This is a genomic window from Nocardioides sp. NPDC058538 (assembly GCF_042719275.1).
GTDB lineage: Bacteria > Actinomycetota > Actinomycetes > Propionibacteriales > Nocardioidaceae > Nocardioides.
Genome location: NZ_JBHXNY010000020.1, coordinates 51220 through 63319, shown reverse-complemented (window position 1 = coordinate 63319; position 12100 = coordinate 51220). Strand labels below are relative to the sequence as shown.

Genomic DNA, 12100 nt, shown 5'->3' with positions numbered 1-12100 from the left:
ATTAATCCACTTCTGGCGGGCCTCACGCACCCCCCCGCCGCGCTTGTTCCCCCCCCCCCCCCCCGCCGCCCCCCCGGCCCCCCCCCCCCCCCGACGCGGGTGACGTCTCGGCAGAGGTCAGTCGGCGAGGCGCCGGGAGCGGTAGTGGAGCTTGGCGCTGACGTAGCCGCGCCAGCCGACCAGGGTGAGGCCGAGGAAGAGGAGCGAGACGACCAGGAAAGCCGGAGCCAGGCCCTCGCCGGAGAGGCCGCGAAGCACCATCCCGATGACGTACGTCCCGAGCCAGACGAACACGCCCGCAGGCCAGGCGCGAGCGGCACGCCAGCGGCGCCAGATCAGGACGGCCCAGGTCACGGCGAGCCCGATCAGGAAGGGCCAGGCGATGCGGAGCACGACGAGCGCCGGGCCGGAGTCGTGCGACTGGCGCCCGGCGAAGGCGAAGAGGAGCACGAAGAAGACGTCGACGGCGAGGGCCGCGACCGCCCACTTGGGCACGAGCCCGGCGATGAGTGGGGAGGAGTCGTCGGGCTTCGTGGAGGGCATGGTGCCCAGAATACGAGCCCGGCCGGCGAATCAGGCCGGCGTGGTCAGCCAGGCCCCGCCGCGCATGACGCGGGTCGGCTGCAGCGACTCGTCGGTGAGCACGAGGTCGGCGCGGACGCCGGGCTCGAGGCGGCCCGCGTCGAGGCCCACCACCGATGCCGGCCGCAGGCTGGAGGCCCTCATCAGCATGGCCAGGTCGATCCCCGCGGCGGCATGGCGGCGCACCTGGTCGATGAGCCGCGAGGTGCCTCCGGCGATCGATCCGTTGCCGGTGCCATCGGCGATCCTGGCGACCCCATCCCGCACCTCCACGGCCAGCGGGCCGAGCTGGTAGTCGCCGTCGGCCATGCCGGCCGCAGCCATCGCATCCGTGACGAGCACGACCGACCCGGGCACCATCGACATCACCGCCCGGACCGTCTCGTCGTCGAGGTGTACGCCGTCAGCGATCAGCTCCACGCAGGCGTCTCCGACACCGGCGGCCCCCAGGGATCCGAGCACCGGCCCAGGAGAACGGTGGTGCGCGGGCGGCATCCCGTTGAACAGGTGGGTGACCAGGCTCCCCGGTCCGGAAAGGAAAGCCCGAGCCTGCGAAGCCGACGCTGCGGTGTGTCCCAGCGCCACCACGACCCCGGCCTCGGTGAGCGCCGAGGCGACCTCGTCGGCCCCGGGCAGCTCCGCGGCCAGCGTCATCACCCGAAGGTGGCCCCGGGCAGCGGCGACGAACTCACGGGCGAGCCCGGCATCCGGCGCGAGCAGCAGCGCCGGATCGTGCGCCCCGCGGCAGGAGTGCTCCAGGAACGGCCCCTCCATGTGGATCCCGGCGATCAGCCCGGCCTCCGCAGCGGTCGCCAAGGAGGCGACGACCGACAGCAACCGGGAGGGCGAGTCGGTCACGGTCGAGGCCAGCAGCGTGGTCGTGCCGGCAGCTTGATGAACGCCGGCCGCGGTGGCGATCTCGTCCGGCGACGTGGTGTGGAACGAGGCACCGCCACCGCCGTGGTTGTGGATGTCCACCAGCCCCGGGAGCAGGATCCCCGAGGTCGAGGGGTCGCCGGGGACGGCAGCCCGCACCTCGGAGACGAGCCCCGCGGACACGGTCACGACGACGTCGTCGAAGCCGCCCGGCCGCGGCGCTCGGCCGCGTACCACATGCTCTAGATCCATCGCTTGAACCAGATCCTCGTCAGCCATTCCTGCCGGGTGAGCAGCTCATCGGTGTAGATCGGCCAGAACCAGGCGAAGTTGCAGATCACCAGCACGACGAAGATGCCACCGGCGACGGCACCTCCGACGCGACGCCGGGTGGCGGGGGTTCCGCCGGCCAGCGGCGGTGGCCGGTCGAGCAGCTTGCCCAGACACAGGCACAGGCCGAGCACCAGGAACGGCAGCGCGATGATCATGTAGAAGGAGAAGATCGGCCGCCCGGCGTACTGCAGCCATGGCAGCCACGTCGACAGCACCCCGACCACGGCGACCCCGAACCTCCAGTCCCGCGCGGCGACCCACATGAACGCCGAGACGATCAGCGCGACGAACGCTCCCCACCACAGCACCGGGGTACCCAGCAGCAGCACCTGCCGCAAGCACGTCCCGGCCTCTGCGGGACCGTCCCCGTCGGGATCGGTCGAGGGGGAGGCGTCGCACATCTCGCCGCGCGACTTCGCGCCGGACAGGATCCCGGTGTCTGCGGCGACCCCGACCGGCCGGTTCAGGACGAGCCAGCCGATCGGATGGGACCCGTAGGTGTGCTCGGCACACTCCAGGAAGTGGGTGTGGAAGGTGAAGACGTCGCGGTGGTAGTACCACAGCGACCGCAGCGACTGACCGACCTCGCCGAGGCCGGACGCGTCCGGCTCGGTGGCGGTCGGCCAGCGTTTGTCGTTGAGGTTCTCGGGGACGTACGACTTGTTCTCGCAGTGGCCCTCGCCGGCGTAGCGCGTGTACTGCGTCGCCGAGAGCGACTCCTCATAGACGTCCGCATGGGTCATCCACGGGATCCACGTCATCACGTAGACCGCGAGCGCGACGCCCACCAGGTGCGCGAAGGCCGTCGGCCCGTCGGCCACACAGGCACGAAGCCAGGACAGACGTACGCCGAACGAGCGCCGCATCCCGGCGGACCAGGCGACATAGAGGAGACCGAAGGCGGCCAGCGGGTAGAGCGCCTCCCACTTGGAGCCGATCGCCAGACCCCAGGCGACCCCCGAGCAGAGCAGCCACGGACGGAACAGCATCTGGCGGACGGGTCCCCACGCGCCGGGCGCGGCGAGCTGGGTGGGCGCGAGCGCGGAGAACCGCCGTCGGCACCAGTCGCGGTCCATCACCATCAGGTGCACCGCGAGCAGCAGGAAGAAGGCGACGAAGAGGTCGAGCAGGGCCAGGCGCGAGAGCACGAACGCGAGCCCGTCGAAGGTGACCAGGATGCCGCCGACGAGACCGAGCATCATGGAGCCGGAGACGCGGCGTACGAACCGGATCGTCAGCAGCACCAGCAACGAGCCGACCACGACCGAGGCGATCCGCCAGCCGAACGGGTCCATCCCGAAGAGCTTGATGCCGATCGCGATGAGCCACTTGCCGACGTCGGGATGGACGATCATCGACGGCCCGTCGGCGAACTGCCCCTCGAGCTGCCCGGCCAGGATGTTCTCGTCGGCGCCCTCGATGAAGTTGCGCGCGTAGCCGTACTCGAGCAGCGCCCAGGCGTCTTTGGCGTAGTAGGTCTCGTCGAAGGCGAAGACCTTCGGGGTGCCCAGGTGCCACAGCCGCAGCAGGAACGCGAGCGCGGTGATCCCGATCGTCGCCGCCCAGCCAGCCCGCGGCGAGCCGTTGATGCGGCGCCGGGCGCGTTCCCAGGCGGTCGGAAGGAAGTGACCGGAGGGGGTGCTGGCCAGGCCCTCCATGGGCTCCGGCTCCTCGGTCACCGTCGTCGTCACGAGGGAACCTTATAAGCCTGCGACAATATCGGTGTGGTAGATCCAAACGATGGCGTGCTCGTACTAGCGGCAACCCCGATCGGGCGCATCGAGGATGCCCCGCCCCGTTTGGCCTCCGAGCTCGCCACCGCCGATGTCATCGCCGCCGAAGACACCCGCCGGCTGCGTCGGCTGACGACGGATCTCGGCGTCGAGATCAAGGGCCGCATCGTCTCCTACTTCGAGGGCAACGAGACTGCGCGTACGCCGACCCTGCTCGCCGAGCTCCTCGACGGCAACCGCGTGCTGCTGGTCACCGACGCGGGGATGCCCTCGGTCTCCGACCCCGGCTACCGCCTCGTCGCCGCCGCCGTCGAGAAGGACGTACGCGTCACCGCAGTCCCCGGCCCCTCGGCCGTCCTGACGGCCCTGGCCGTCAGCGGCCTCCCCGTCGACCGGTTCTGCTTCGAGGGCTTCCTGCCCCGCAAGGCCGGCGAACGCTCGCGCCGACTCGCGTCCCTGGCCAAGGAGGAGCGCACCATGGTCTTCTTCGAAGCCCCTCACCGCACCCAGGCGGCCTTGGAAGCCATGCGTGACGCCTTCGGTGACGCCCGCGCCGCCGCCGTCTGCCGCGAGCTGACCAAGACCCACGAAGAAGTACGCCGCGGGGGACTGGCCGAGCTCGTCGACTGGGCGGGGGACGGGGTGAGAGGCGAGGTCACCATCGTCGTCACCGGCGCCGACCCGAGCGCCGAGATCGGCAACGACCCGGACAGCCTCCGCGCCGCCGTCGCCGACCTCCAAGAGGCGGATGGCCTGACGAAAAAGGAAGCCATCGCCGAAGCAGCCAAACGAGCCGGCGTCCCCAAACGTGAGGTCTACGACCTCGTCCACAAACCCGCCGAGTAGTCGAAATCTGATTTCTCGGGGCGAACTAGGATGCGGGGCGTGAGTTTTCCGCCTTTGCCCGAGCCGCTGCCCGCGGCCGTCGTCGACAATCACACCCACCTCGACATCGTCAGGGGGGACGAGAGTCTCCCGGTCGAGGAGGCGCTCGCGCAGGCGGCGGCGGTGGGCGTGACCAGGGTGGTGCAGATCGGCTGCGACCTGCCCGGAGCGCGCTGGGCGGTGGAGGCGGCCGAGACGTACGAGAACATGGTCGCCGGGGTGGCGCTGCACCCCAACGACGCTCCTCGCCAACCCGATCTCGAGGCTGCTCTGGACGAGATCGAGAAGCTCGCCGGGGCGCACGACAAGGTGCGCGTGGTGGGGGAGACGGGGATGGACTTCTTCCGCACCGACGAGGAAGGCCGCGAGACCCAGGCGTACTCGTTCCGGCGCCACATCGACATCGCCAAGCGCCTCGACAAGACCCTGATGATCCACGACCGCGACGCCCACGACGCCGTGCTCGAGGTGATCGACAGCGTCGGCCCGCCGGAGCGCTGGGTGATGCACTGCTTCTCCGGCGACCCCGAGTTCGCCCGCCAGTGCCTGGACCGCGGTGCGTACCTCTCCTTCGCCGGCACCGTGACGTTCAAGAACGCGCAGTACCTCCGCGACGCCCTCGCGATCACTCCCCAGGACCGCATCCTGGTCGAGACCGACGCGCCCTTCCTGACCCCTCATCCGCACCGCGGCGCGGTCAACTCCAGCTACATGATCCCGGCCACGATGCGGGTGATGGCCGAGGTACGCGGCGAGGATCTCGAGGTGCTCTGCAACGGCGAAACCCCAAATCGGGGGCGGGCCTTCGGCGGCTCCTGTTCATCACAGGCTCGCACTGGTGACGGGCCCTCGGCGACCGCCGGGGCCCCTTCTCGGTGTGATCAGGTCAGGAGACGCTGAGCGTCATCGTGCCCCTGCGCTCGTCCGAGCGGAGCACCTTGATCTTGACGCCGCTGCCGGCGGTCTTGGTGGAGTGCGCCGGGTTGGACGCGTCCCAGTAGGCCGTCTCAGAGCTGTCGTAGAAGGTCGGCACGCTCTTGCGCCGCGGCACGTCGAGGACGTTGTTCGGAGCACCGGCGACCTCGTTCTCGAGGTGGAGCCGGTCGGTGCGGTCGACATCGAACGTCGAGTCGTAACCCTGCATCCGGTTGCGCGACAGGGTGCCGTCCGACCACTTCTGGACGCCCACGGTGGAGTCGACGACCAGCGCCTGGCCGCCACCGGGGTGCTCGGAGGTGTTGTTGTCGCCGTAGGCGCCGTTCTGGTACCAGACCAGCAGGCCGTCCTGGTAGGCGTAGTGGTCGACCTTGTCAGGCGCGGTGACCCCGTAGCCGAAGTTGTACGGCCCCTCGGTCAGCGTCTTGTCGTAGCCCTTGTACTGCCGGTTCTCGGCGATGTAGAAGCGCGGGTACGTCGACGTGTAGGTCCCGTCGGTGATGCCCATGTACTCCTTGTTGGTCCAGCCGTCGAAGGACGAGAAGTCCGTCGTGTAGGCCGAGCCGACCGAGAGGTCGTCGATGGCGAAGCCGTAGTAGGCGACGCCGCCGTCGTTCGCGGTGCGGAAGCGGAGCTTCACGTTCTGACCCGCGTACGCCGCCAGGTCGGCGGTCAGGTCCACGTACTCCTGCGGGTCGTGGTCGGCGCAGTTGCCGTCGCAGGTGCTGTCGGAGGTGCCGTGGATGCCGTTGTTGTACTCGGCCGAGGACAGGTTCGTCGCCAGCGGGGTCGACCAGGTGGTGCCGCCGTCGGTGGAGGCCTCCAGGAAGGTGAAGTCGTACTCCGCCTCGAGGTCGTACTTCACCTTGGCCGAGAGCGTGCCGCCCGCGGGAACCGCGATCTCTGGGCTGACCGCGGTGGCGGTGCGGTCGTCGCCCTTGCCGGAGTAGAGGAACGTCTTGCCCGAGGTGCCGGAGCCGACGTCGTGGGTCGTCTGCCCGTCGGGCAGGTTGACCACGAGTGCTTGCGGGGTCTTCGCCCCGGTGTCGTGGAAGCTCGGCCCCAGGGTCAGCTTCTTGGACGTACCGGCCTCGACCGTGTCGTAGTTGAGCCAGCCGAGGAAGAGCTTCTCCGGGGCGCCCATGTGGTTGGGGGTGGTGCCGATGGTGCCGTCACCGTGACCGAGCCAGGAACCCGAGCTCATCAGGGTCCAGAAGCCGGTGCCGTTCTCGCCGCCCGCGGTGTCGTAGAAGTCCGGCAGACCGAGGTCGTGGCCGAACTCGTGCGCGAAGACGCCCAGGCCGCCGTTCTCGGGCTCGGTGGTGTAGTCGCGGATCCAGATGTCGGTGTTGCCGATCTTGACGCCGCCGGCCTTCGGGAAGTCGGCCGGGCCGTCGGAGCCGGAGGCGTTCGCGGCCCAGCGGTGTGACCAGATGCTCCACGGGTCGGCGCCGGCCTCCTCGCCCGCGCCGGAGTGGATCGCCTGGAAGTGGTCGATGTAGCCGTCGGCCTCGTTGAAGTTGCCGTCGCCGTCGAGGTCGTAGCGATCCCAGATGTCGTAGTCCTGGAGGTACGCGGTGATCTCGGCGTCGGTCTTGCCGGCCGCCTTCTGCGCGTCGTACCAGGCGTTGGCGCTGTCCTGGACGTAGTTCTTCATCGCGGCGGCGGTCTCGTCGCCCTTGTCGTTCTGGTAGTAGGACTCCGCGTGCGGGAGCTTCACCCAGTCGCTGACGTCGCCCTGGAGGTCGAAGCGGCCGCTCGACATCTCCTTGTAGACGTTGTGGAACGACTCCTTGCCCTTCTTCTGGTTGAAGAACATGTCCATGTAGTGCTCGCGGGAGAAGTCCTCCTCCCAGTAGGTGGAGTTGTCGTTCTCGGCGGGCGGCGCGATCTCGTTGTGGAGCGGTCCCGAGGTGTTGTCGGGGAAGGCCGGGTTGCCGCCTTCGCCGAACTCGACCAGGAAGCTCAGCAGCTGGGACTTCTCGGTGGGCTCGTGCTCCACCCAGCGGGCGTTCTTGCCCGAGCCCATCTTCACGACCTCGCTGCCGTTCTTCGTGACCGTCTGCTTCTCGCCCATGGCGACGGCAGTGGCGGCGTTGGTCTTGAGCTCGCGGCGCTTGGTGTTGAGCGCGTCGGGCTTGTCATCGACCTTCTGCTTCACCGCAGCAGCGGCGGCGGGGGTCCCCGAGTCCTCGACGGCGCTAGCCGACGAGTGGGTCAGGGCCACCGGCGTCACGCCGGCGACCGCAACCGCGGCGAGAACGCTGGTAAGGCGTCTGTTCATCGTTCCTCCGGAGTCTGGTGACATCGCGCACATCTGCCTTCCCCGAGAACTGACCGGCACGACGGGCCATCACGACAGAGATGGCTTCGGAGTACAACACCAAGCAACAGAGTTACCTGTAAAGGATTTGTCGCCTATTGGCCAGAGGGAACGAAATTTCGTGGCGGGATTACGACATGCGCTCTGATCGACCCGCTTGACCAGCGATTTCGACGTGTTGAATCGCACACCTGTCATTCGCTACGACAGGTATTGACAGCACTCCCTGGCCCTCATTTGATGCCGAGATTGCATGCTTGTAATTGCCTGCGGATCGGGCGGGGGACTTGCATTTAACCGACCGTATTTGTTCCGCTGTCCGGCGAGATAGCCGGGATCGGGACAGATCCGGACGGTGTTGGGGGTGGGCCTCAGCGCGTAGATCACCAGATCTCGCAACACCGTTCGCCCGTGCCCGGAGAGCACGAACATCGGAGCATTGTGCCCGTCAGCAGCACCACCTCATGGGTTCGCAACATCGCATCTACTCCTCGCCGTAAGGCCATTCTGGTCGGCGGACTCGCCGCCGCCGTGGTTGCCGCGGGCGGCGCCGCATACGGCGTCAAGACCGCCCAGACCGATGTCATCGTCTCGGTCGACGGCAAGGCCAAGGACGTCAGCGTCAACGCCGACACCGTCGGTGAGGTCCTCGAGGCCGAGGGCATCGAGATCGGAGACCGTGACGCGGTTGCTCCATCGGTCGACACCGAGGTCGAGGACGGCAGCGCGATCAGCGTCCGCTACGCCCGTCAGCTGAGCCTCGAGGTCGACGGCAAGGCCCAGGACCACTGGGTCACCGCGACCACCGTCGGCGGCGCTCTCGCCGAGCTCGGCCGTGACTACGGCCGGGCAGAGCTCTCGACCAGCCGCGGCGCCTACATCGGCCGCGACGGGATGTCCCTCGACGTCGTCACTCCCAAGAACGTCAAGGTCGAGCTGGCCGGCAAGAAGGCCAAGAAGGTCAGCGTGACCGCGCTGACCGTCGGCGACGCGCTCAAGGACCTCGGGGTCGACCTCGAGCGCCGGGACAAGGTCTCCCCGGCCTCCGGCAAGGCTCTGAAGACCGGTCAGAAGATCGTCTTCACCGACTTCTCCGCCAAGAACCAGAAGGTCGCCCGCGAGAAGGTCGAGGCTCCGGTCGAGGAGCGCGAGGACTCCTCGATGTACGAGGGTGAGACCGAGGTCGTCGAGGAGGGCTCCGACGGGGTCCGTTCGGTGACGTACCGCATCTTCCTCAAGAACGGCGAGGCCGTCTCCAAGAAGGTCCTCGAGCAGAACGTCCTCGAGAAGGCCGAGCCGCGCATCGTCAAGGTAGGCACCAAGGAGAAGGAAGCCCCTGCGGCCAACTTCGCCGGTGGCAGCACCGTCTGGGACCAGCTCGCGCAGTGCGAGTCCGGTGGCAACTGGGCGATCAACACCGGCAACGGCTACTACGGCGGTCTGCAGTTCAACCTGCAGACCTGGCAGGCCTACGGCGGCTCCGGTCTCCCGAGCGAGAACAGCCGCGAGACCCAGATCGCGGTGGCGACCAAGCTCCGTGACGCCAACGGTGGCTACGGCGCCTGGCCGCACTGCTCGCAGCAGCTCGGTCTGCCGCAGTAAGGCTGTTTCGGCCCTCGGGCCATAGTCTGTACCCATGACCGACCGCACCCCGCCGCGCCTGTTGGGCCCGGCGGAGGTGCGGTCGCTCGCATCCGAGCTCGATCTTCGCCCCACCAAGCAGCGCGGGCAGAACTTCGTCATCGATGCCAACACCGTGCGCCGGATCGTGCGCGAGTCCGGCGTCGACGCCTCCGATGTCGTCGTGGAGGTCGGCCCTGGGCTCGGGTCGCTCACCCTCGCCATCCTCGAGACCGGCGCGAGGGTGACCGCGATCGAGATCGACGAGGTCCTGGCGCAGCGGTTGCCGAGAACCATCCAGGAGTACGCCCCCGACCAGGCTGACGCGTTCAGCCTGCTCCGCGCGGACGCTCTCCGGGTCGACTCGGTCCCGGGCCCGCCGCCCACGGCCCTGGTCGCCAACCTGCCCTACAACGTCTCGGTCCCGGTCCTGCTGCACCTGATGTCGCTGCTGCCCTCGCTGCGCCACGGCCTGGTGATGGTGCAGGCCGAGGTCGCCGACCGGCTGGCCGCCAAGCCCGGCTCCAAGGTCTACGGCGTCCCCTCGGTCAAGGCCGCCTGGTACGCCGAGGTACGCCGCGCCGGCGCGATCGGCCGCAACGTCTTCTGGCCGGCGCCCAACGTCGACTCCGGCCTCGTCTACTGGCGTCACCGTGAGCCGCCGTCGACCGCCGTCTCGCGGGTAGAGGTCTTCGCGGTCATCGACGCCGCGTTCGCGCAGCGTCGCAAGGCGCTGCGCGGCGTACTCAAGCCTCTGGCCGGCTCTGCCGACGCCGCCGAGAAGGCGCTGGTGGCGGCCGGGATCGACCCGCTGGCGCGCGGCGAGGCGTTGACCATCGCGGACTTCGTACGCATCACCGAATCGCTTCAAAAGGTTCCCTCATGACGATCACCGTCCGCGCGGCCGCGAAGTTCAACCTCCACCTCGGCGTCGGGCCGGTCCGGGAGGACGGGTTCCATCCGCTGGCGACCGTCTACCAGGCGATCGGGCTCTACGACGACGTCACGGTGAGCGAGGCCGCCGAGTGGCAGGTCACGCTCACCGCGGCGGACCACATCGCGCTCGGTGAGATCCCGACCGGCGATGACAACATCGTCGTGCGGGCAGGCAAGGCTCTAGCTGCTCACCACGGCATCGACAAGGCCGCGAAGGTCGCGATCCACAAGGGCATCCCGGTCGCCGGCGGCCTCGCCGGCGGCTCGGCCGACGCCGCCGCGACGCTCGTCGCACTCGACCGACTGTGGTCACTGGAGACCTCCGACGAGGATCTGCTGAGCCTGGCGGGGGACCTGGGCTCCGACGTACCGTTCGCGCTCATCGGCGCCACCGCCATCGGCGGCGGCCGCGGCGAGATCGTCGAGCCGGTCACCGACAACGGTGCCTGGTGGTGGGTCGCGGTCGGCAACGAGCAGGGACTCTCGACGCCCGCGGTCTACCGCGCCTTCGACGAGCACGCCGGGACCGCGGTCGGCGACCCTCAGGTGCCCGAGAGCCTGCTCATGGCGCTGGAGAAGGGTGACGCGGAGCTCCTCGCCGAGGCACTCGCCAACGACCTGCAGGCCCCGGCGCTCGCACTACGCCCCGACCTCGCCCAGACCTTCGCCGACGGCGCCGAGGCAGGTGCCCTGGCCGTGCAGCTCTCCGGCTCGGGCCCGACGGTCCTGATGCTGTGCCGCGACGCCGCCCACGCCCGCGAGGTCGCCGGAGCGATGCAGGCCAAGGCGTACGACCGCGTCTGGACCGCCCCGGGCCCGGTCGCCGGTGCCCACGTCGCCCCCAACTCCCCCAACCCCCCGCGGCGACACCCCCGGGGGTCGAGCCGGCAGTGGCGTCGCCCGTGAGGGCAGCGCTGAGCCATCTCGGCCGACGTACGTGACGTTTCGGCCGACGTATGTGACGCCTCGGCGGGGCCTAGGCGGCGCTGGAGACGACCTCGTCGGAGATCGCGGCGGCGGCGCGGCGCAGATGCCGGGTGATGCTGGCGGCGTTGAATCCGGCGGCGCTGCCGGAGACGGAGACGGCGGCGATGGCGCGACCCTCGATCATGATCGGGACCCCGGCGCAGACGATGCCGACCTGGGCCTCCTCGCGGTCGAAGGCGATGCGCTCGCTGTTGGCGCGGCGGAGCTCGGCGAGGAACTTCGCCGGGTCGCCGTGCGAGTGGCGGGTGCGCCTCACCAGGCCGGACTCGAGCACGGCCGCGATGTGGGTGCGGTCGCTGAACGAGAGGATCGCCTTGCCGAGCGCGGAGCAGGCGGCTGGCGCTCGCCCGCCGACGTACGTGTCCGGCTGGATGCCACCGCGACCGGTGATCTTCTCCAGGATGACGATGTCGGTGCCCTCGAGGATAGCGAGGTGTACGGTCTTGCCGGTCGCCACGTAGAGTTCGGCCAGATGCGGCATCGCGGTCTCCCGGATGCCCTGCGGGCGGCAGATCTGCACCGCGTTGCCGAGCTCGAAGAGCCGCCGGCCGAGTACGTAGTGGCGGCCGGTGCGCTCGACGTACCCGCTCTGCTCGAGGTGGCGCAGAAGGCGGAAGGCGGTCGACTTGGGAAGGCCCGCGGTGCGAGCGATCTCGCTGACACCGAGCTTCGGGCCGGCTCCGAGAAATGCCTCCAGGATCTGGAGTGCCTTCGTCGCAGACGGGGTCGCCGAGGAGGTCGTCCTCGGGGCACCTTCATGGTCGTGCTGACTAGCCAGGGTGGGGATAGCAGTGACGCTCATGGGGGGATCTCCTTAATTGAGACGGAGGCACCACGAAGGGGGGATCTGGGGCCTCCAACTCTCTGTGACAGCAGTCACTGTAACGAT

General features: G+C 69.2%; 10 protein-coding genes. 5 read left to right on the top strand and 5 right to left on the bottom strand.

Annotation, left to right across the window (positions count from 1 at the left end; all coding sequences use genetic code 11):
* Positions 1–117 precede the first annotated feature (117 nt).
* The 3 genes from ACFWQC_RS18125 to ACFWQC_RS18115 are packed head-to-tail and all read right to left on the bottom strand — an operon-like array spanning position 118 to position 3482.
* The gene (locus tag ACFWQC_RS18125) at positions 118–543 is read right to left on the bottom strand and encodes a DUF3054 domain-containing protein (protein ID WP_378680776.1); all 426 of its coding nucleotides are present in this window, start codon (positions 541–543) and stop codon (positions 118–120) included.
* A 30-nt stretch (positions 544–573) separates the two neighbouring features.
* A complete protein-coding gene (locus ACFWQC_RS18120; protein ID WP_378680773.1) occupies positions 574–1710 on the bottom strand; it encodes an N-acetylglucosamine-6-phosphate deacetylase in 1137 nt (378 codons plus the stop codon).
* Positions 1701–3482 (bottom strand): dolichyl-phosphate-mannose--protein mannosyltransferase, encoded by a 1782-nt coding sequence (locus ACFWQC_RS18115; RefSeq protein ID WP_378680771.1) that lies wholly within the window; start codon positions 3480–3482, stop codon positions 1701–1703. The genes ACFWQC_RS18120 and ACFWQC_RS18115 overlap by 10 nt, the downstream gene beginning before the upstream one ends.
* A 33-nt stretch (positions 3483–3515) precedes the next feature.
* Here ACFWQC_RS18115 and rsmI point away from each other — a divergent pair, with 33 nt between their 5' ends.
* Entirely contained in the window at positions 3516–4370 is an 855-nt protein-coding gene (gene rsmI / locus ACFWQC_RS18110; RefSeq protein ID WP_378680768.1) for a 16S rRNA (cytidine(1402)-2'-O)-methyltransferase, read from the top strand.
* A gap of 30 nt (positions 4371–4400) precedes the next feature.
* On the top strand, positions 4401–5309 hold the full coding sequence (locus ACFWQC_RS18105) for a TatD family hydrolase (protein WP_378680766.1): 909 nt from the start codon (positions 4401–4403) through the stop codon (positions 5307–5309).
* Here the strand turns inward: ACFWQC_RS18105 and ACFWQC_RS18100 are convergent.
* Positions 5296–7629, bottom strand: coding sequence for an immune inhibitor A domain-containing protein (locus tag ACFWQC_RS18100; RefSeq protein ID WP_378680763.1), 2334 nt, complete (start codon positions 7627–7629; stop codon positions 5296–5298). The two genes, ACFWQC_RS18105 and ACFWQC_RS18100, sit on opposite strands and share 14 nt — an antisense overlap.
* Before the next feature lie 480 nt (positions 7630–8109).
* Between ACFWQC_RS18100 and ACFWQC_RS18095 the strand changes: the two genes are divergently transcribed.
* The 3 genes from ACFWQC_RS18095 to ACFWQC_RS18085 are packed head-to-tail and all read left to right on the top strand — an operon-like array spanning position 8110 to position 11130.
* Entirely contained in the window at positions 8110–9270 is a 1161-nt protein-coding gene (locus tag ACFWQC_RS18095) for a ubiquitin-like domain-containing protein (RefSeq protein ID WP_378680761.1), read from the top strand.
* Between the two features lie 34 nt (positions 9271–9304).
* Positions 9305–10174 carry a 16S rRNA (adenine(1518)-N(6)/adenine(1519)-N(6))-dimethyltransferase RsmA gene (rsmA, locus tag ACFWQC_RS18090; RefSeq protein ID WP_378680759.1) on the top strand — a complete coding sequence of 290 codons (870 nt, stop codon included), beginning with the start codon at positions 9305–9307 and terminating at the stop codon, positions 10172–10174.
* A complete protein-coding gene (locus ACFWQC_RS18085; RefSeq protein WP_378680756.1) occupies positions 10171–11130 on the top strand; it encodes a 4-(cytidine 5'-diphospho)-2-C-methyl-D-erythritol kinase in 960 nt (319 codons plus the stop codon). Before rsmA ends, ACFWQC_RS18085 begins: the two co-directional genes overlap by 4 nt.
* Positions 11131–11200: 70 nt before the next feature.
* On the opposite strand, the gene ACFWQC_RS18080 is transcribed toward ACFWQC_RS18085, so the two are convergent.
* Complete coding sequence (locus tag ACFWQC_RS18080) at positions 11201–12013, bottom strand: IclR family transcriptional regulator (RefSeq protein ID WP_378680753.1); 813 nt, start codon at positions 12011–12013, stop codon at positions 11201–11203.
* Between the last annotated feature and the right edge of the window lie 87 nt (positions 12014–12100).

What these genes read in the sequence shown, in the direction of transcription:
- ACFWQC_RS18105 (WP_378680766.1), top strand. Translation starts at nt 4,401, where the DNA reads ATGCGGGGCGTGAGTTTTCCGCCTTTGCCCGAGCCGCTGCCCGCGGCC.
- ACFWQC_RS18125 (WP_378680776.1), bottom strand. Translation starts at nt 543, where the DNA reads ATGCCCTCCACGAAGCCCGACGACTCCTCCCCACTCATCGCCGGGCTC.
- rsmA (WP_378680759.1), top strand. Translation starts at nt 9,305, where the DNA reads ATGACCGACCGCACCCCGCCGCGCCTGTTGGGCCCGGCGGAGGTGCGG.
- ACFWQC_RS18085 (WP_378680756.1), top strand. Translation starts at nt 10,171, where the DNA reads ATGACGATCACCGTCCGCGCGGCCGCGAAGTTCAACCTCCACCTCGGC.
- ACFWQC_RS18120 (WP_378680773.1), bottom strand. Translation starts at nt 1,710, where the DNA reads ATGGATCTAGAGCATGTGGTACGCGGCCGAGCGCCGCGGCCGGGCGGC.
- ACFWQC_RS18100 (WP_378680763.1), bottom strand. Translation starts at nt 7,629, where the DNA reads ATGAACAGACGCCTTACCAGCGTTCTCGCCGCGGTTGCGGTCGCCGGC.
- ACFWQC_RS18080 (WP_378680753.1), bottom strand. Translation starts at nt 12,013, where the DNA reads ATGAGCGTCACTGCTATCCCCACCCTGGCTAGTCAGCACGACCATGAA.